Source organism: Streptococcus mitis ATCC 6249, assembly GCF_000146585.1.
In the GTDB taxonomy this organism is placed as follows: domain Bacteria; phylum Bacillota; class Bacilli; order Lactobacillales; family Streptococcaceae; genus Streptococcus; species Streptococcus mitis_AZ.
Window position 1 is genome coordinate 1,502,114 of sequence record NZ_GL397179.1, and the last position, 19,283, is coordinate 1,521,396.

Annotated in this window: 21 protein-coding genes; 2 read left to right on the plus strand and 19 right to left on the minus strand. The window is 43.7% G+C overall.

The features are described 5' to 3' along the window. Positions 1-246 precede the first annotated feature (246 nt). The 9 genes from whiA to HMPREF8571_RS09015 all read right to left on the minus strand — a co-directional run bounded on the left by whiA (position 247) and on the right by HMPREF8571_RS09015 (position 7,309). On the minus strand, positions 247-1,158 hold the full coding sequence (gene whiA / locus HMPREF8571_RS08970; RefSeq protein ID WP_000011290.1) for a DNA-binding protein WhiA: 912 nt from the start codon (positions 1,156-1,158) through the stop codon (positions 247-249). Further along, the gene (locus HMPREF8571_RS08975) at positions 1,155-2,132 is read right to left on the minus strand and encodes a YvcK family protein (protein ID WP_001231055.1); all 978 of its coding nucleotides are present in this window, start codon (positions 2,130-2,132) and stop codon (positions 1,155-1,157) included. The genes whiA and HMPREF8571_RS08975 overlap by 4 nt, the downstream gene beginning before the upstream one ends. Then, positions 2,129-3,019, minus strand: a complete 891-nt coding sequence (rapZ, locus tag HMPREF8571_RS08980; protein ID WP_000163043.1) for an RNase adapter RapZ — start codon at positions 3,017-3,019, stop codon at positions 2,129-2,131. The genes HMPREF8571_RS08975 and rapZ overlap by 4 nt, the downstream gene beginning before the upstream one ends. Positions 3,020-3,070: 51 nt before the next feature. Next, entirely contained in the window at positions 3,071-3,451 is a 381-nt protein-coding gene (locus HMPREF8571_RS08985; RefSeq protein WP_001140420.1) for a RidA family protein, read from the minus strand. A 9-nt stretch (positions 3,452-3,460) separates the two neighbouring features. Beyond that, entirely contained in the window at positions 3,461-4,048 is a 588-nt protein-coding gene (gene yihA / locus HMPREF8571_RS08990; RefSeq protein WP_000405196.1) for a ribosome biogenesis GTP-binding protein YihA/YsxC, read from the minus strand. 8 nt (positions 4,049-4,056) lie between these two features. Next, positions 4,057-5,289 (minus strand): ATP-dependent Clp protease ATP-binding subunit ClpX, encoded by a 1,233-nt coding sequence (gene clpX, locus HMPREF8571_RS08995; RefSeq protein ID WP_004240351.1) that lies wholly within the window; start codon positions 5,287-5,289, stop codon positions 4,057-4,059. 201 nt (positions 5,290-5,490) lie between these two features. Next, positions 5,491-5,997, minus strand: a complete 507-nt coding sequence (locus HMPREF8571_RS09005) for a dihydrofolate reductase (protein WP_000162499.1) — start codon at positions 5,995-5,997, stop codon at positions 5,491-5,493. A 118-nt stretch (positions 5,998-6,115) separates the two neighbouring features. Then, positions 6,116-6,790 (minus strand): (d)CMP kinase, encoded by a 675-nt coding sequence (gene cmk / locus HMPREF8571_RS09010; RefSeq protein WP_000849391.1) that lies wholly within the window; start codon positions 6,788-6,790, stop codon positions 6,116-6,118. Positions 6,791-6,799: 9 nt separating this feature from the next. Then, positions 6,800-7,309, minus strand: a complete 510-nt coding sequence (locus HMPREF8571_RS09015; RefSeq protein WP_000410182.1) for an SAG1386/EF1546 family surface-associated protein — start codon at positions 7,307-7,309, stop codon at positions 6,800-6,802. A 45-nt stretch (positions 7,310-7,354) separates the two neighbouring features. Between HMPREF8571_RS09015 and HMPREF8571_RS11135 the strand changes: the two genes are divergently transcribed. After that, entirely contained in the window at positions 7,355-7,558 is a 204-nt protein-coding gene (locus HMPREF8571_RS11135; RefSeq protein ID WP_004240353.1) for a ferredoxin, read from the plus strand. Between the two features lie 82 nt (positions 7,559-7,640). On the opposite strand, the gene HMPREF8571_RS09020 is transcribed toward HMPREF8571_RS11135, so the two are convergent. The 6 genes from HMPREF8571_RS09020 to HMPREF8571_RS09045 all read right to left on the minus strand — a co-directional run bounded on the left by HMPREF8571_RS09020 (position 7,641) and on the right by HMPREF8571_RS09045 (position 14,730). Then, complete coding sequence (locus tag HMPREF8571_RS09020; protein ID WP_025168464.1) at positions 7,641-8,606, minus strand: glycosyltransferase family 2 protein; 966 nt, start codon at positions 8,604-8,606, stop codon at positions 7,641-7,643. Position 8,607: 1 nt separating this feature from the next. Then, complete coding sequence (galE, locus tag HMPREF8571_RS09025; protein ID WP_001156521.1) at positions 8,608-9,627, minus strand: UDP-glucose 4-epimerase GalE; 1,020 nt, start codon at positions 9,625-9,627, stop codon at positions 8,608-8,610. 101 nt (positions 9,628-9,728) lie between these two features. After that, complete coding sequence (locus HMPREF8571_RS09030; protein ID WP_000754629.1) at positions 9,729-10,832, minus strand: NAD(P)/FAD-dependent oxidoreductase; 1,104 nt, start codon at positions 10,830-10,832, stop codon at positions 9,729-9,731. Positions 10,833-10,848: 16 nt separating this feature from the next. Then, positions 10,849-11,646 carry a Nif3-like dinuclear metal center hexameric protein gene (locus tag HMPREF8571_RS09035; RefSeq protein ID WP_000881138.1) on the minus strand — a complete coding sequence of 266 codons (798 nt, stop codon included), beginning with the start codon at positions 11,644-11,646 and terminating at the stop codon, positions 10,849-10,851. Continuing rightward, entirely contained in the window at positions 11,633-12,310 is a 678-nt protein-coding gene (locus HMPREF8571_RS09040; protein WP_000624100.1) for a tRNA (adenine(22)-N(1))-methyltransferase, read from the minus strand. The genes HMPREF8571_RS09035 and HMPREF8571_RS09040 overlap by 14 nt, the downstream gene beginning before the upstream one ends. Before the next feature lie 101 nt (positions 12,311-12,411). Then, positions 12,412-14,730: a cation-translocating P-type ATPase gene (locus HMPREF8571_RS09045; RefSeq protein WP_000524724.1), complete on the minus strand. Its 2,319-nt coding sequence runs from the start codon at positions 14,728-14,730 to the stop codon at positions 12,412-12,414. A 149-nt stretch (positions 14,731-14,879) separates the two neighbouring features. Between HMPREF8571_RS09045 and HMPREF8571_RS09050 the strand changes: the two genes are divergently transcribed. Further along, positions 14,880-15,629 carry a lysophospholipid acyltransferase family protein gene (locus HMPREF8571_RS09050; RefSeq protein ID WP_000500167.1) on the plus strand — a complete coding sequence of 250 codons (750 nt, stop codon included), beginning with the start codon at positions 14,880-14,882 and terminating at the stop codon, positions 15,627-15,629. Positions 15,630-15,671: 42 nt separating this feature from the next. Here HMPREF8571_RS09050 and HMPREF8571_RS09055 read toward each other — a convergent pair whose 3' ends face one another. The 4 genes from HMPREF8571_RS09055 to HMPREF8571_RS09070 are packed head-to-tail and all read right to left on the minus strand — an operon-like array spanning position 15,672 to position 19,178. Continuing rightward, on the minus strand, positions 15,672-16,364 hold the full coding sequence (locus tag HMPREF8571_RS09055; RefSeq protein ID WP_000175766.1) for an alpha/beta hydrolase-fold protein: 693 nt from the start codon (positions 16,362-16,364) through the stop codon (positions 15,672-15,674). Next, complete coding sequence (locus HMPREF8571_RS09060) at positions 16,345-17,355, minus strand: ABC transporter substrate-binding protein (protein ID WP_000753249.1); 1,011 nt, start codon at positions 17,353-17,355, stop codon at positions 16,345-16,347. The genes HMPREF8571_RS09055 and HMPREF8571_RS09060 overlap by 20 nt, the downstream gene beginning before the upstream one ends. 19 nt (positions 17,356-17,374) lie before the next feature. Next, positions 17,375-18,130, minus strand: a complete 756-nt coding sequence (locus HMPREF8571_RS09065; RefSeq protein WP_000364124.1) for an ABC transporter ATP-binding protein — start codon at positions 18,128-18,130, stop codon at positions 17,375-17,377. Between the two features lies 1 nt (position 18,131). After that, on the minus strand, positions 18,132-19,178 hold the full coding sequence (locus HMPREF8571_RS09070; protein ID WP_000949304.1) for a FecCD family ABC transporter permease: 1,047 nt from the start codon (positions 19,176-19,178) through the stop codon (positions 18,132-18,134). Between the last annotated feature and the right edge of the window lie 105 nt (positions 19,179-19,283).

Consider the following 19,283-nt stretch of genomic DNA (forward strand, 5'->3'; position numbering starts at 1 on the left):
TCAATAGCTAGATACTACTATACTCAGTGTATCCTCGCTAAATCCATCTTCTTTCAAAGGTTCTATACCACGTTTTCACTCGTAAACTACTACCTACTTATTTAGTTCTATTGTACCAAGAATTAAAGGGTTTTACAACTATTTTCATATCCCCAGAATTCAAAACATGAGTACACCCTTCTTTATCAAATTCATACCCGTAAGCATATATAGAAGCTTAAAATCCGCTTATCTTATGTGCTCTCTTCATAATTCATCTGCAATTTTGTTAATTTTCCTCAGTCTGTGGTTGACACCACTTTTGGTCAGGGGATTGCTGAGGCTATCTGCCAACTGCTGGATAGAGTAGTCTGGGTGTTGGATCCGCAAGCGAGCCACCTCCTGCAAATCCACTGGTAAATTTTCCAAGCCCATCCTATCTTTGATTTTACTGATATTATTGATAGTCTTCATACTAGCAGAAACCGTTCGAGCAATATTGGCTGTTTCAGCGTTATTGGCTCGATTGAGATCGTTACGTGTTTCACGCAAAATCTTGACGCGCTCAAAATTATCACGCGCCTGCATGGCCCCAATCACAATCAAGAAATCCATGATGTCCTCTGCACGCTGGAGATAGGTAACCGCACCTTTCTTTCGCTCAATAACCTTGGCATCCAGTAAAAATTGCTGGAGGAGAGAGGCCAGTCCTTGGGCGTGGTCCAGATAAACGGAACTAATCTCCAACTGGTATTTGCCAGACTCAGGATCCCGGATACTTCCATTTGCCAGAAAGGCCCCACATAAATAAGCACGACCTGCTTCTTCATCTGCTAAAATATCAGGATCGATGCCCGTCTCCAAACCAAAGAAGGAATCCGCAAGCCGCAAATCAGCTAAAAGCTCCTGTACCCTCTCATCAGTGTAGACCGTATAGACACGGTTCTTGCGAAGATTGCTTCTCTGATGGTGACGAATCTCTGACTTAATTTCATAAAAATGGAGAAAGGACTCATAAAGGTGCCGAGCTAACTTGGCATTTTCAGTCACAACAGACAAGGTCAAACCCGAAGTCGAGAGACCAATACTGCCAGACATCTTGATGATGGCTGATAGTTCATGGCGACTGAGATGGTGCTGACCAAGAATTTCTTCTTTTACTGCAACTGTAAAACTCATTTTCGCACCTGTATAATTCGCATCAATTCATCCACAATCAAATCCCCATCGTGGAAGGCTCCTCCATTTTCCAAACGAAGGAAGTTGGATGAAATCACACGAGGAACCTGCTTGCAAAGACCAGCAAAGTCATGCTCTACCTGTACCAAATATTCATCGAAACGGTTGGTATCCATGTATTCTCTAGGAACCTTCTCAATATTGACCAAGACCGTATCAATAAAAGGCCGACCTAGATGGCGATGGAGGACTTCCACATGGTCACTGTCTGAAAAGTGCTCTGTTTCCCCACGCTGGGTCATGATATTGCAGACATAGGCTATCTCTGCCTTGGTCTCCAAGAGAGCTTGTCCAATCTCTTCGATCACGATATTGGGTAAAATCGATGTAAAGAGGGAACCAGGACCCAAGACGATCATGTCACTCTCGAGAATAGTAGTGACTACTCGACGGCTGGCTTGTGGTGTTTCATCATCCAAGGTATTGGTCACATAGACATGGTCGATCATGCCTGGATGATCAGCAATGTGGCTCTCACCTGCCACCTCAGAACCGTCTTTAAAGACTGCATGCAGTGTCAAAGGCTGATCGCTTGATGGGTAGATTTTTCCTGTTGTGTGGAAAAAGAGACTTAGCAACTGCATGGCATTATAAGTGGACCCTTGCATTTCAGAAAGCCCTGCTATAATGATATTTCCTAGAGGATGACCCGCAAAAGCACCAGCGTCTTCTGAAAAACGGTACTGAAAAACCTTCTCATAAAACTTAGGCATATCCGACATGGCTACCAGGACATTACGAAGATCACCTGGTGGTGTCAGCTGTTGGATATTCTTTCTTAGTTCACCAGAAGAGCCACCATCATCAGCTACCGTTACGATGGCTGCGATATCAACATCCTTTTCTCGCAAACTTTTCAAAATGACGGGGATACCCGTTCCTCCACCAATCACCGTTATCTTTGGTTTTCTCATGAACGGTTTACCGTTTCCTTTCTTCTGTCTTTGTCACGATGGCTTTCATTGACAGGCCAATTTTTAGCAAGGTCCTCTGCGATTCGTTTGGCAAAGGCAACACTACGGTGCTGTCCACCTGTACATCCTACTGCAATGGTCAAGACGGACTTGCCTTCTTTTTTGTAACTTGGCAAAATGGGTTCAATCAAAGCGAGTAAGTGCTGATAGAAACTTTCCGATTCTGCATGTTTCATGACATAGTTGTAGACAGGCTCATCCATTCCCGTTTGATTGCGCAGTTCTGGTAGGTAATAGGGATTTGGCAAGAAACGGACATCAAAGACCAAGTCTGCATCGATAGGGATCCCATACTTGAATCCAAAAGACATGACCTCGATACGGAAAGACTGTGCTTGTTCTTGGTCCGAAAACTGCTCAGCAATGGTTTTACGCAATTCACGCGGAGTGAGTTCTGTCGTATCCACCACATTTTGGCTCATGTTTTTCAAAGGTGCCAAGAGTTCACGCTCCAGCTTGATGCCGTCTAAAATCCGACCATCCGCTGCTAGAGGGTGACTTCTTCTAGTTTCCTTATAGCGTGCCACCAATTCCTTATCTGCTGCGTCTAAAAAGAGGATTTTGAAATCCAAATCATCTTGGTTTTCCAATTCATCCAAAACGGCCTGAATCTCTGAAAAGAAGGAACGGCTCCGCATATCCACCACCAGAGCTAACTTATGGTCATCATCCTTGGTCTCTACCAACTGCAAGAACTTTGGCAAGAGGGCTGGTGGCATGTTGTCAATAGTGAAATATCCCAAATCCTCGAAGGACTGAATGGCTACCGTTTTCCCTGCACCACTCATACCTGTCACAATCACCAGGTGAAGTTGTTTCTTTGTCATCTATCTCTCCTTATATCAAAAAAAGTTTGGCAGAGCCAAACTTCAACTAGCTTATCCAATCTCTGCGATCACTTCAATTTCGACTTTTACATCACGAGGAAGACGTGCAACTTCCACAGCTGAACGAGCTGGAAATTCCTCTTTAAAGGCAGTCTGGTAAACCTCGTTAAAAGGAACAAAGTCGTTCATATCGCTCAAGAAGCAAGTTGTTTTGACAACGTGATCAAAATCCGTTCCCGCTTCTGCCAAAATAGCACCGATATTTTTCAAAACTTGTTCTGTCTGTTCTTGGATCGTTTCTCCTACAATTTCTCCAGTTTCAGGAGATAGAGGAACTTGACCGCTAGCAAACAAAAGATTGCCAACGATTTTCCCTTGAACATAAGGTCCGATTGCTTTTGGAGCTTTGTCTGTATGAATTGTTTTTGCCATTTCTTTCCCTCACAATTTTTCTAAAATAGCATCCCAAGCCTGATCCATCCCTGCCTTGCTGACTGATGAAAAGAGGATGAAGTCGTCACTTGGATCAAAGTTTAATTTCTTTTTGATTGCAGATTCGTGCTTGTTCCACTTACCACGAGGAATCTTATCTGCCTTAGTTGCAACAATGATGACCGGAATCTCATAATACTTGAGAAATTCGTACATCTGCACATCATCTGCTGATGGGTCATGACGGAGGTCAACCAGACTGACCACTGCACGGAGATTTTCCCGAGTTGTCAGGTACTCCTCAATCATGCGGCCCCACTTTTCACGTTCCTTTTTGGAAACGCGGGCATAGCCATACCCAGGCACATCCACAAAGCGCATCTTGTCATCAATGTTAAAAAAGTTAAGGAGCTGGGTCTTCCCAGGTTTCCCTGATGTACGGGCAAGATTTTTGCGGTTGAGCATGGTGTTGATAAAGCTGGACTTCCCAACATTGGAGCGCCCTGCAAGGGCAATCTCTGGCAGGTCATCCTGCGGATAGTGGGACTTGTTGGCCGCACTGAGCAAGATTTCTGCATTATGTGTATTGATTTCCATAGTCACCTCTAGGCTGTTTCTAGGATCGGTTTATCCGTTCCATCAACAGCTTCTTTAGTGATGCGGACCAATTTCACATTTTCCTGACTCGGTACCTCAAACATAACATCCAGCATGGTTTCTTCAATGATGGAGCGAAGACCACGCGCACCCGTTTTGCGTTCGATGGCCTTATTGGCAATTTCTTGAAGGGCTTCATCGTCAAATTCCAACTCAACATCGTCATAAGAAAGCAAGGTTTGGTATTGTTTGACCAAGGCATTTCTTGGTTCTTTCAGGATGCGAACCAAGTCATCGACCGTCAATTGCTCGAGAGCCGCAAAGACAGGCAAGCGTCCAATCAACTCTGGAATAATACCGAATTTTTGAATGTCTTCCGCGATGATTTCTTGCATGTAGGAGCTATTTTCATCAATCGCCTTGTTATTTTGTCCGAAACCGATGACTTTTTCACCCAAACGTTGTTTAACGATCTCTTCAATGCCATCAAAAGCACCACCCACGATGAAGAGGATATTCTTGGTATCTACCTGAATCATCTCTTGTTGTGGATGTTTGCGTCCACCTTGAGGCGGTACACTAGCTACGGTTCCTTCGATGATTTTAAGAAGGGCTTGTTGCACTCCTTCACCAGAAACGTCACGTGTGATAGACACGTTCTCGCTCTTCTTGGCAATCTTGTCAATTTCATCTACGTAGATAATCCCACGTTCTGCACGTTCGATGTTAAAGTCAGCGGCCTGCAAGAGTTTGAGGAGGATATTTTCCACGTCCTCACCCACATACCCAGCCTCAGTAAGAGCTGTCGCATCTGCAATAGCAAAAGGTACATTCAAGCTCTTAGCCAAAGTCTGAGCCAAGAAAGTTTTCCCAGAACCAGTTGGACCAATCATCAAGATATTTGACTTCTGCAAATCCACATCTTCTGACTCTTCACGCGTATCGTGGAAATTGATGCGTTTGTAGTGGTTGTATACAGCTACTGCCAAGGCACGTTTGGCACGATCTTGACCGATAACATAGTGGTTCAAGATATTGAGGAGCTCGATTGGTTTTGGTACTTCAGACAAGTCTGCCAAGACTTCCTCAGCCAACTCCTCCCGAATGATTTCCTGGGCCAACTCCACACATTCATTACAGATAAAAGCGTTGTTCCCAGCGATTATTTTCTTTACTTCTTCTTGGCTTTTGCCACAAAATGAGCAATAAACCATCATATCATTTTTCCTATTTGTAGGCATGATTTCCTTCCGTTCTATATTTTCATTCTATCTAAAATAAGGTCATATAAAAAGCATGGACGCTGTTTACTAGATTGGTAAAAGCATTCAACCAGAGTAAGGCAGACAGTCCATAGCGCTTCTTACGAAAAGCCTGTGCTCCCGCCAAAATACAGATTACACACAAAAAGGCTGTAAAAAATCCAAATATACTGCGCTCCATTAGACTTCCTTTCTATCTCGGTATTCGATGGTAAAATCATAGTCGTTTTTCTCATCTCGCTCATAAGATTTTCTTGCTACTGTCTCAAAAGGAGACAAGTCAAACTCCTCAGGGAAATAGGTATCTCCCTCCACCTGAGCATGAATCTGCGTCACGATGATTTCATCTAAATAGGGCTCAAAAGCCTGAAAAATCTGTTTCCCACCAATGATATAGAGATTTTTTTCCTGACTCTGATACCAAGCTAAAACAGATTTCACATCTTGAAACACTAGCGCACCATCCACGACTTCGTCACTGTTTCGTGTCAAAATCAAGGTTTGGCGTTTGGGAAGCAGACGACGCCCCATTCCATCAAAAGTCACTCGTCCCATCAAGATGGCGTGGTTCAAAGTTGTTTCCTTAAAATGTTGTAATTCTGCTGGCAAATGCCAAGGAAGACGGTCTTCTTTACCAATCACACCTTTTTCATCTTGGGCCCAAATGGCTACGATTTTCTTTGTCATGCTTCCATCCTTTTTATTGATACTACTATTTTATCAAAATTCTCCCAAAAAGGCTGTTTTGAAACGCGCGCAAAAGAGAGAAAAGGAGCAGGCTTCATTTAGCCTGCTCCTCTCGTCCCTAGGACATATATTTTTTTGCTTCTGATTCAATTCTTTCGACTACTTCTTGGATACTTAGTCCAGTTGTGTCAAGGTAAACTGCATCCTCAGCCTGTTTGAGAGGTGAGGTTTCACGATGACTATCCTTGTAGTCACGCGCCGCAATCTCTTCTTTCAGCGTTTCAAGGTCTGTTTCAATCCCTTTAGCAATATTTTCCTTATAACGACGCTCTGCTCTTTCTTCAACAGAAGCTACTAGGAAAATCTTAAGTTCAGCTTGTGGTAAAACAACTGTCCCGATATCACGCCCATCCATCACGATGCCACCTTGCTGAGCAATCTTCTGTTGGAGAGAGACCAGTTTCTCACGCACTTCTGGAATAGCCGCAATGCTTGAAACCTGGTTGGTCACTTCATTTTCACGAATAGGATGAGTGATATCCACATCCCCTACAAAAACAAGTTGATCACCTGTTTCTGAACGTCCAAAACTAATGGGATGTTGATCAAGCAATTCCAAAAGTTGCTCTACTTTTCCTGCATCCAACTGGTGCTTGAGTGCTATATAAGTCGCAGCACGATACATGGCACCTGTATCGAGATAAGTGTAACCAAAATCCTTAGCAATAATCTTTGCGACCGTACTCTTACCACTGGAAGCTGGACCATCAATAGCAATTTGAATTGTCTTCATTCCCGACTCCTATCTTGTCTTGATGACATCACCTGGATTAGCAAACCAAGAGCCCGATGACATATGAGAAGGATTCAAAGCTTCCAACTGGGCAATGGAAATCCCTGCACGTTGTGCAAGAGCTGCTTCTCCCTCTCCAGGCTGTACTGTAAGTGTTCCTTCACCCTCTGTAGTATGTTCTTCCGAACTGCTCTGTGAAGGTGTTGATTCAGAAGAAGCTGTTTCCTCTACCTTGCTACTTGAAGAGGATGATTCTTCCACTTTTGAAGTGGAACTGCTAGCAGGTGCTGAAGGATCATAAAAATCCTTCAAGGCAGCCGTACGGTTGCTTCCTCCAGTAGAAAGGTAAATCAATACGACAACCATTGCTACAACGATTACAAAGAAGAGGCTAGCTAGAACTGTCAAGACACGATTGGCAACAACGCCTTTTCCCTTTTGTTTACGGTGACGACGTTCCGATCTTGATTCTTCCTCATTGTTTTCATAAATATCTTCTTGCCATGGTTCTTTTTCCATACCTTACTCCTTGTATTTTTTAAACTTTCTTATTACAATATAAATATGAAACTCACACTTATACCTGAACGATGCATCGCCTGTGGGCTTTGCCAAACCTATTCTGAACTCTTTGATTATCACGATAATGGAATCGTTCGCTTTTATGATGATCCAGTTGAATTACAAAGAGAAATCACTGAGACCAGCGATGTTCTGGAGGCCATCAAAAATTGTCCTACACGTGCACTTCTAAAAGATCGGTCATAGTTTAAAAGGGAGATTGATATTGTAGATTCTTTTTATCACTTTAATCCCTTCATCTACTAGTTTAGCATATTTCTAGGTAAAATTATAGTCTTTTCCGGTTATTTTTTCCTTCAAAAATAGAAAGATCACTTTTTTCTTTGACCAGATAGAGTGGTCTTTTTTTGGTCTCTAAATAAATCTTACTAATATACTTGCCTAGAATCCCAATGGTCAGGAGTTGAATCCCTCCAAGAAAGAGAATGACAGCCATCAGAGAGGTCCAGCCAGATGTCGGATTTCCCAGAATAAGAGTCCGAAACACCACAAAAACAGTCATCATAAAAGAAATAAAACAAGATAGGAGTCCCGCTACAAAGGCTATACTTAAGGGAAAATCTGAAAAGTTGAGAATCCCTTCAATCGAGTAGAAAAAGAGCTGCCTAAAACTCCAACTGGTCTTGCCAGCCTGTCTTTCGACATTTGGATAGTCAAGATAGTGCGTTCGAAAACCAACCCAGGCAAAGAGACCCTTAGAAAAACGATTGGATTCGGTCAAGGCTAAAATAGCATCCACCACAGACCTTCTCATCATCCGAAAATCACGGACACCCGAGGGTAGAGCCACTGGGCTAATTTTTTTCATAAGGCGGTAAAAGAGGTCCGCACAGAAACTACGGAAAAAGGGTTCTCCCTCCCGACTAGTTCTCCGTGTCCCAACACAGTCCAAGTCTACATTCTGGTCTAGTAAGGCTTTCATCTCAAGTAGCATACTAGGAGGATCCTGAAGGTCTGCATCCATCACGACCACCAAGTCTCCACTTGCATGCTGCAAACCTGCGTATAAGGCCGCCTCTTTCCCAAAATTTCGTGAGAAAGAAATGTAATGTACCGCAGGATTTTGCATCCGATAGGTCTTCAAAAGCTCCAAGGTCCCATCACTTGAGCCATCGTCTACAAAGACATACTCGATCTCTGCTCCCAATTCTGGAAGCAGTGCTTCAACAGACTGATAAAAAAGAGGAAGTACTTCCTCTTCGTTTAAACATGGGACAATGATTGAGATCATCATCTTAGTCTTCAAATCCATTTGGATGCTTGCTTTGCCAACGCCATGCGTCTTCACACATTTGCGTGATACTGAGTTCTGCTTCCCAGCCCAGTTCTGCTTTAGCTTTTGCAGGGTCTGAGTAGCAGGCAGCGATATCACCTGGGCGGCGTTCTACGATGCGGTAAGGAATGGGACGTCCCACCGCTTTTTCCATGTTTTGGATAATTTCAAGAACTGAGTAGCCCTTACCTGTTCCAAGGTTGTAAATGTTAAGGCCTGAACCTTTTTGGATCTTTTGTAGAGCTGCAACGTGACCTTTGGCTAGGTCTACAACGTGGATATAGTCACGAACACCTGTTCCGTCCTCAGTTTCATAGTCATCACCGAAAACTTGCACTTGCTCTAGCTTACCAACGGCTACTTGTGCAACATAAGGCAAGAGGTTGTTTGGAATTCCATTAGGATTTTCTCCCAAGTCACCGCTCTCATGTGCTCCGATTGGGTTGAAGTAACGAAGCAAGACCACGTTCCATTCTGAGTCTGCCTTGTAGATATCGGTCAAAATTTCCTCTAGCATGAGCTTGGTACGGCCATATGGATTGGTCACTGAAAGTGGGAAATCTTCTAGGATTGGCACTGTATGAGGATCTCCGTAAACTGTCGCAGAAGAACTGAAGATGATGTTCTTACAGTTGTTTTCTTCCATGGCTTTTAGAAGGCTGACAGTTCCAGCGATATTGTTGTCATAGTAGGCAAGAGGGATACGGGTTGATTCGCCAACAGCCTTCAAACCCGCAAAGTGAATGACACCAGTCGGCTCTTCCTGCTTTAAAATATCTCTGAGGGTATCTGTGTCACGGATATCTGCCTCATAGAAAGGAATCTCAACTCCTGTAATTTTTTCAACAACTTCTAAACTCTTACGATTGCTGTTGACAAGATTATCCACCACAACCACTTGATGACCTGCTTGGATCAATTCAATAACAGTGTGGGTTCCGATAAATCCGGCACCGCCAGTTACCAAAATCTTTTCTTGCATCTTTTTTCCTCGATTCTCGGATTATTTTTTCTTATTTTACCATTTTTGATAGGGAATGTCATTTGCCATCCTAGAGGGAAGGCTAAAATTTCAGTAAAATTCTATTCTCTTTTTACTTGTTTGACATAGTTTGCAATTGGATAATTTATTGGGTCCAAGGTCAACTCCTTGTCTTGGATTAGTTGAGCTAAGTGGTAACCAATGATAGGCCCCGTTGTCAGACCTGATGACCCTAGTCCGCTAGCCGCATAGACACCTGCTAAGCCTGGGACTTGACCGAAAAATGGTGAAAAATCACTGGTATAGGCGCGAATTCCCACACGCTCACCTCTTATAGTAGCTTCAGCCAAGGCTGGGTAGTGGGGTAAGGCTGCCTCCTCCATTTGTTGGAGCAAGGTTTCATCCACCGTCAAGTCAAATCCCATATCATTTTCATGGGTAGCACCTAGGGACAATTTCCCACCTGCAAAAGGAATCAAATCCCACTCACCCTCAGGCATAACAACAGGGTAAGATTCCATATCTAGGGTAAGTTGATAATCTCGGAGTTGCCCTTTCTGAGGACGAACATCTACCTCATATCCTAAAGGTTTCAAAATGTTCCCCAACCAAGCTCCCGTCGCCAAAATAACCTGTTCAAACACCTCTTCACCAATCTGGTAGCCTGATGATACAGGAGTCAGACTCACTTTTTCTTTGACCTGCTTGACTTGACTGGCTTCCAGCAAACGAGTCACTAAGAGTTGACCATCTACTCTCGCTCCACCAGAAGCATAGAGCAAGCGGTCAAACCCTTGCAGACCAGGAAAGTAGTTATTAGCAGATGCTTGATCCAGAATAGCTAACTGGCCTATCAAGGGAGATTCTTCTCTGCGCTGAAGAGCTAGTTGATAGAACTCCTCCAGCTTTGATTCATCCTTTTTCAAGAGAAAAACTCCTGAGCGTTGGTAAAAGTCGATTTCCTGACCAGACTTTTCTAAATCAGCCAACAAACCCACATAAAAGTCAGCTCCCAAGCGCGCCATCTTGTACCAGGCTTTATTACGGCGTTTGGAAAACCAAGGACTGATAATTCCCGCTGCTGCCTTGGTTGCCTGACCCTGTTCATGATCAAAAACGGTCACCTCTAGGTCACTTTCTTTCGAGAGGTAGTAGGCAGCAGTTGCCCCTACAATCCCTGCTCCAATAATGGCAACTTTTTTCATTGTCTTCACTTCCTAACTAGATATGGTGGAAAGGATTGGTTAATGCTTGACTAGGTATGATATCAATGGTCCAATCCTTTTCTGCCTTCCATTGATTAAGGAGGTCAGCAATTTTTTCGACAAAAAGCACTTCGATATAATGTCCTGGATCCAATGCCATCAGACCATCAGACAACATATCCTGAGCTGTGTGGTAGTAAATGTCACCAGTAATATAGACATCTGCCCCCTTAGCTAAAGCATCAGGATAGAAAGACTGACCACTACCACCGCAAATGGCAACTCTTGAAATTTCCTTCTGCAAATCACTTTCTTGATAATGCACCATTCGAAGGCTATCTAGACCAAAGACTTGCTTAACATGCTGGGCCAATACCCCAAAAGTCTGAGGCTGAATATTCCCAATCCGCCCAATCCCACGTTCAGGGCCTGTTTCCTGCAGATAAGTCGTCTCCTCAATGCCTAGCATCTGGCAGAACCAATCATTAAGGCCGTTCTCAACAATATCAATATTGGTATGGCTGACATAAACTGCGATATCATGCTTAATCAAATCAATGTAAATCTGATTTTGCGGACGGCTGGCTACCAAATCCTTAATCGGACGGAAAATGGGCGCGTGCTTAACAATAATCAAATCCACACCCTTTTCAATGGCTTCCGCCACCGTTTCTTCACGAATATCCAGAGCAACCATGACCCTTTGGATATCCTTGTCTAGAGTCCCGATTTGCAGGCCACGACTGTCCCCCTCCATGGAAAATTCTTGAGGGCAAAAGTCTTCATAACGTTTAATCACTTCACTTGCTAACATGGAGCACCTCCTTGATGGCTTGAATTTTATCTACTAGAACTTGACGTTCCTCCAGATTTTTTTCTGGGATTTGGCTAAGAGCGAACTCTAGCTTAACAGCTTCTTTTTGCCATTTTTTGATAAAGACTGGGCTGACTTCTTTGGACAAGAAAGGACCAAAGCGGACATCACTGGCTGATAACTTCATTTGTCCTGCTTCCACCACTAGAATTTCATAAAACTTGCCAGCTTCTTCTAGGATGCTTTCGGCTACAATCTGAAATCCGTGCTCTTGTAACCAGAGACGCAAGTCGTCTTCACGATTATTGGGCTGGAGGATTAAACGTTCTACATCAGACAACTTGTCCAAGCCTTCTTCTAATATGGTCGCAATCAAACGCCCTCCCATACCAGCAATGGTGATAACCGACACTTGGTCTTCCTCTTCAAAGGCTGCCAAGCCATTGGCTAAACGGACTTGGATTTTCTCCTTTAGACCATGAGCTTCAACATTCTTAAGCGCAGACTGGTAGGGACCATCCACCACCTCGCCTGCAATGGCGCCTTCAATTTGACCTCTCTCGACCAACTCGATAGGCAGATAAGCATGGTCACTCCCCACATCAAGTAAAATGGCTCCCTGTGTCACAAAGGACGCCACCAATTCTAATCTCTTTGAAATCATCTTCTCTCACTTTCCAAAACTCTGTTACCTCTTATTATACCATATTTCAGCTGGCAATCTTGCACCTAAAAAGACCACAATCGACAGATTGCAGCCTTTCTTTATTTTCTAGCTTGATAACGACTGGTTAAGATAAATATCACAGTAAAGACAGCCATCATGACAAGGTAAACAGGGAATGTTTGTCCTGTAAGTGTCGAAATTTCAAGCAGTTTCTGGATTCTTGGGAAGAGAGCTGTAGCTAGGAAACCTCCTACTGACCAAACAATCAAGAGGACACGCCAGAGGGTAAATGGCATGCAGGCTCTAAATACGGATAAGAAACCGATAGACCCAAGGAGATAATAGAGGAGGGTTGAGATTTCTAACTCTGACCAACCTTGGCTAGCCCCAAAGATTTTGACAAAAAGAACGCTGAAGACGATCATAAGGGCACTTGGTAGGGCACGAAGCATGGATCTTCTGAGGAAATTTGGCTCAACAGGTTTGATATTTCGCTCAAAAGTCAGAACGAATGGCGGGAAACCTTCCACGAACTGGTCGATCATGGTAATCTGAATCGGAATGAAAGGGAAAATCAAAATCCACTCAGACCGTCCCAGCAGAACACTGGCGATACAGATGACTGCGAGCAAGAAGGAATAGATGGTCTTAATCAAGAAAATCGGGGCAATATGGGCAATGTTATTGACCACACGACGACCTTCAAAGAGAATCTCAGGAACATCATTAAAGTCTGAGTTCAAGAGAACCAGATTGGCAATCTGACGCGTCGCCGGATCTCCCTCAGCCATCACGATAGAACAATCCGCCTCACGAAGGGCCAGGATATCATTGACTCCGTCCCCTGTCATCGCTGTTGTATGACCCGCTTTTTTCAGGGTTTGGATCAGTAGTTTCTTTTGATGAGGAGAAACACGTCCGAAAATCGCAGTCTCCTCCGCCATGGCAACCAATTCCTCATCTGTGATTTTTGAGCAATCAACATAGCTTTGATAGTCTGCAAATCCAGCTTTCTGGGCAATGCTGGATACAGTGACCGGATTATCCCCAGAAATGATTTTGAGCCCCACTTCCTGAGAACGGAGATAGTCTAGCGTCTCTGCTGCTCCCTCTCGAATCGGATCCAAGATCTCCAGCAGTGCCAAGGCTTGAATATCAGATGGTTTCTGTGGTTTGTGGTGGTCTAGTTTCTCCTGACTGAGTGCCAAGACCAAGACACGTGACCCTCTCTCCAAGGCCTCTCTGGCTTCTGGTACTTCAGAGTCCAACAACATCTCAGGCGCCCCTAAGAAAACTGTCCCTAGCCCTTCCAACTCCATAGCCCCCCACTTGCGGTCGCTAGAAAAAGGCAGATTGGAAATCATAGGATGAGCAACTTCTCCCACAAAACGTTGGCGAATAGCCTGGGCTGTTGGATTTTTATCCTCACTGTGAGCTATGTAGCTGGTCAAAATGCTGGCAATCGTATGTTCACCATACTCTTCGGTCAAAGGAAGAACCGCCTCCACCTGCATCTTTCCTTGGGTGATGGTTCCCGTCTTGTCCAGACAGAGCATATCCACGCGCGCCAAGGTCTCAACAGAGTACATCTCCTGAACCAAGACCTTTTTCAAGCCCAGCTTAATCACCGCAGTCAAGAGCGAAGTGATGGTCAAAAGAGCAATTCCCTTGGGCAACATTCCCAAAAGGGCTGTTGACGAATTTACAACGGATGACTTGAGGGGCAAGCCTTTTAAAAGCAAGGCTTCTAGCAAGAGGGCCAGACCAAAGGGAATGATAATCTTCCCAGTAAAACCTGCTAGCTTGTCCAGCGATTTCATAATGCGAGAGTTGATGGGTTTAACGGTCTTGGCCTCCAGCATGAGTTTGGAAGCATAGTTTTCTGCCCCGACATGGTGGACTTGAGCCAAAACTGCGCCACTGGCTAGGAAACTCCCTGATAAAAGCAAGGCATCCACTTCCTTTTGTACTAAATCACTCTCCCCCGTCAACATGGCTTCATTGACTTCCGCAAATCCTTCCAGAACCCGCGCATCACTAGGAATCTGCTCTCCAGCCGACAGACGAATCACATCTCCTAGGACCAATTCTTCTGGATTGATGGCAATTTCCTGACCCTCACGGATGGTTTTGACCTTTTCCTTGGTCATGAGATTGAGCTTGTCCACCATGTGTTTGGCCCGTAGTTCGGTCACAATTCCAGAAAAAGCGTTAAAGCAGATAACAGCAAAGAAGAGCAAATTGCTCCAAGCCTGCACAAAAGCTAGCGCCAAGGCAATGGCAAAGTTCAACGCGTTAAAAAGTGTAAAAACATTTCGTTTGATGATTTGCCAAGAACTAGTACTGGCTGATGCGGTAAAGTCATTGACCAAACCTTGAGCCTGTCTTTCCTTGACTTCTCTTTGGGTTAATCCCATTATCTTTTTTTATCCATAAATTCTATCATATCATTTTTTTTTAAAGAATTCTAATCCCATCTAAAACTGTCCACTGTCAACTGAAAAAGTTTGCCAGTAGTCTTTCGATAAGGTATAATAATAAAAGCAATACAATCGAAGGAGTTCTCATGTTTTATACTTATTTGCGTGGACTAGTCATGCTGATCTTGTGGTCCATCAATGGCAATGCCCACTATCACAATACGGATAAAATCCCTAGTAAAGATGAAAACTATATCCTGGTCGCACCTCATCGTACCTGGTGGGATCCAGTTTACATGGCTTTTGCGACCAAACCAAAACAGTTCATCTTTATGGCCAAAAAAGAGCTGTTTAACAACCGCATCTTTGGCTGGTGGATCCGTATGTGTGGCGCCTTTCCTATTGACCGGGAAAAACCTAGTGCCTCTGCCATCAAGTACCCTATCAACGTCCTCAAAAAAAGCGACCGCTCTCTCATCATGTTTCCAAGTGGGAGCCGTCACTCGACAGATGTCAAAGGCGGAGTTGCTCTGATTGCCAAAATGGCTAAGGTCCGTATCATGCCTGTCACCTACACAGGTCCCATGACCTTGAAGGGTTTGGTTAGCCGTGAACGTGTGGATATGAACTTTGGAAATCCTATCGATATCTCAGACATCAAGAAAATGAATGATGAAGGGATTGAAATGGTTGCAGACCGTATCCAAGCAGAATTCCAACGTTTGGACGAAGAAACCAAGCAATGGCACAATGATAAAAAACCAAATCCACTCTGGTGGTTTGTCCGCATCCCTGCCCTCTTCCTTGCTGTGATTGTTGGTATCCTAACGATTATCTTTACCTTCATCGCAAGCTTTATCTGGAATCCAGATAAGAAGAGAGAGTCTCTTGGTTAAGAAATACAATTATCCCTTGGCTTTTTCCAAGGGATAATTCTTTTATTCGATTTGCCATTTTTGGGCTAACCAGTTGGAAAAGGCTAGAAAGCGCTCAGCCACTTGCTCATGATGTCCGTAAGGGTCAAAGACAAACTGACCAGTTGGATAGCGTTGCTGAAGGCTGGTATGAACCTGCTCAGCATAGACTGGTGCTTGAGCCAAGCGATTGGTATGATGGGCTCCTTCTGTTTGACCGTTCTGTAAATACAGCAAACAGTCCCAATTTTTCACCTTTTCTTCCCTGCAATAAGTCACAAAATCAGGATACCAAAAGGAACCACAGATAGAGAAGATACAAGAGACCTTATCAAAACGGAAAAGACTGTAAACGGCCGCCAAACCACCTAGTGAGTAACCTCCATAGGCAAGGCGATTTTTGTCCAGGCGATAAAGCGCCTGCAACTTGTCTAAAAGACCTCCAAATAAATGACCATGATAGACATTTGCCTGACCACCAAAATCTGGAGCTCCATCTCTCAGAGCAGAGGCCTTCCATGGAGTGTAGTCATCTAGGCGATTTTTAGAGGTCAAGCCCACTAAAATCACAGATTCTGAAAGGGAAGATAGAAAATCCAAGTTTCCATCATTCAAGAGAATCGCTGGATAGGTTTGATTGGGATCATAGGTCGAAGGAAGGCTGATCTTGACTTGGATCCCTTCCCAATCAAACTCATTATTTATTGATAAAGTCATTGATTTTCTCAAGGGAATCAATCACTGCTGGACCATAGTCCATCAACTCATCGTAAGAGATGGTCATGATTTTTTGATTCTTAATTGCAGGAACGTTTTCTAAAACTTCATTTGCCTTCATCAACTCTACTGCATTGGCATCCAATTTTTTATTGCGGTCGCTGGTTACATAGATAATCAACTCAGGATCCATTGACACGAGATTTTCCAAGGTCAAGCCTGATGTTCCTGTTGCAACATTTGTATAACCAAGTTGATTCAACAAGCTCTCTTGCAAAGCAGACTTGTAAGCACCGAAGGTTTCGTCATTATAAGCAACCATAATCAAAGCCTTTTTCTTTTCACCTTGGCTTGCTGGGTTTGCTTTCTTAACAGCATCAATTTTAGCTTGCAATTGGGCTGCGTATTCATTAGCCTTGTCCTGCACATTAAAAATCATTCCAAGATTTTTGACATCTTCTACGATATTTCCCAAATCTTGCTGAATCGTTGAAAGAGATGCTTTTTGTGTATAGACTGGGATTTTATTTTCATTCCAAGTGCTAACTGTCCCCAAGGATTTTTCAGAAAACATCATATTTCGACCCATTACTGCGTCCGGCTCATAAGAAAGAACTGTCTCTTGTGAGACTGTTTTTTTGTCCCCAATTTGAGGAATCGTCGCAATCGCGTCCTTGTATTTGTCCGTCACAGCATTATCAGGGTTAAGCATGCCAGCAATTTTATCCTTCAAGCCTAACTCCAATAAGATTTCAGTGGTTGACAGATTGTTAGTGATAACTTTTTCAGGTGCCTTGTCAAAGACTTGTTCGACTTCATTCCCTTTAGCGTCATAGGTTTTGACCGTTAACGGATAAGTCGTCTCTGTGCTGGCCTTTTGACTTGTTTCTGTACTAGATTGTGAGGTAGCTTTTTCAGTGGTAGTGTTGCCACAAGCTGCCATGGTTAGGGTAGCTACTGTTACGAGTAAAATACTGAGTGTTTTTTTCATTTTGATTTCCTTTTCTTTCTTATAAATAGTGAATCATAGCTTGCTGATCCTCGGTCCAAGTCACCTGACTTTGAACTCCGTATACAGTTTGCAATGACTCAGGGGTGATGGTCTCCTTTGGAGTACCTTGGTAAAGGATTTCCCCCTCCTTCATCAGATAGAGATAATCCGAATAGCGACAAGCAAGTTGAATATCATGCAGGACAGCTAGAACATTGACCTTGAGATTCTTCACAATGGCCAACAAGTCTAGCTGATACTTGATATCCAGGTGATTGGTAGGTTCATCCAGGAGCAAGAGAGTCGGTTCTTGCGCCAAGGCGCGGGCTAATAAGACTCGTTGTTTCTCCCCCCCTGACAGAGACGAATAGAGACGAGTTTTCTTCTCAAGCATATCCACCTTGACGAGAGCATCTTGAACGAGGGCATAATCTCTTTCCTTTTCCTTCTGTAAAAAAGAGAGGTGGGGAGTTCTTCCCAGCAAGACGATTTCCTCAACTGTACAATCAAACTGCAATTGATTAAACTGGGTTACAACTGCCATTTGCTTGGCTGTTTCTTTGAGTGACCAATGCTCCAGAGACTTTCCATCTAGGCTTATCAAGCCTTTGTCCGCCTTTTCCTGACGATAGAGGAGTTTAAGCAGGCTGGTTTTTCCACTTCCATTTGGCCCTAGTATCGTGTGAAATTGATGCCCCTCAACCTTAAGAGAAACTCCTTTGAGGATTTTTTTCTCTCCTAGTCCAAAGTGGACATCCTGACAAATCAAGTCCATATCAGGCCCTCACCTCCCTTCGCCTACCTCCAACAATGTAGATAAAGAAGGGAGCACCTACTAAGGCTGTGAAAATGCCAATCGGCAACTCAGCGTTTGGAATGATGATACGAGAGAGTACATCTGCCCAGACCACAAAGAGGGCACCCAGTAAGGTCGCAATAGGAAAAAGCCTCCTGTAATTCGTTCCTACTAACCCTCGAGCTAAGTGAGGAGTAATGAGACCAACAAATCCAATAATCCCACAAGTCGCCACCAAGACAGCTGTCAGCACAGCCACCACGGTCACGTAAAGATACCAATAGAAGCGTAAGGGAATTCCCAAAGTTAAAGCAGCCTCATCTCCCATCATCATCGCATTAAAAACACGATACTGGGTAGCGAAAAATAGAAAGGCCAATCCTACTACTATAGTTGGCAGGACTAAGTCAGACCAAGTAGTCCCTGCAAGCGAGCCCATGGTCCAAAACTTAATGGTCATCACACTGTCCGCATTAGCTCCGACTGAGATAATAAAATTGGAAAAAGCTAGAAAGAGAGCATTGACCACCGTTCCTGATAAGATCAGACTAGAAGTCGTCATCCTTCCCTGCATAGAGGCAATGATGAGGACAGCAATGGTTGCCAAAATAGCTCCAAGAAAAGCTCCAAGGCTAATCACCACTTTTAAACCAAGAATGATGCTCAAGGTTGCCCCTAGAGTTGCACCCGCAGAAATTCCTAAGACATAAGGCTCTGCTATGGGATTGTTCACTGTAGACTGCATCACGCTACCACACATAGAAAGACCAGCTCCTACTATCAGACCTAACAATACTCGGGGGAATCTCATGTTCCATACAATGGCAAGAGTAGACTTGGAAACCTCTCCTATCTCAAGAGGAAAACCCAACCTACTCAAAATGATCCGATAGGTATCTCCTAAGTCAATCGCTACGGACCCCATAGAAACAGCTAGAAAAAGTGAAATCCCTAAAACACTTAGCAAAATAACCAAAAACAACACAAATTGCAAATCTTGTCGGCTTCCAGAAAATTTGGAAAGCATGAAAACCTCCTTATACAAAATTAAAAATTTAGAAAATTCTCATAAAAAGTATACCATATTTCTATTAAATGAACAAGGATAGGGACATATATAGAAAAATCCCTC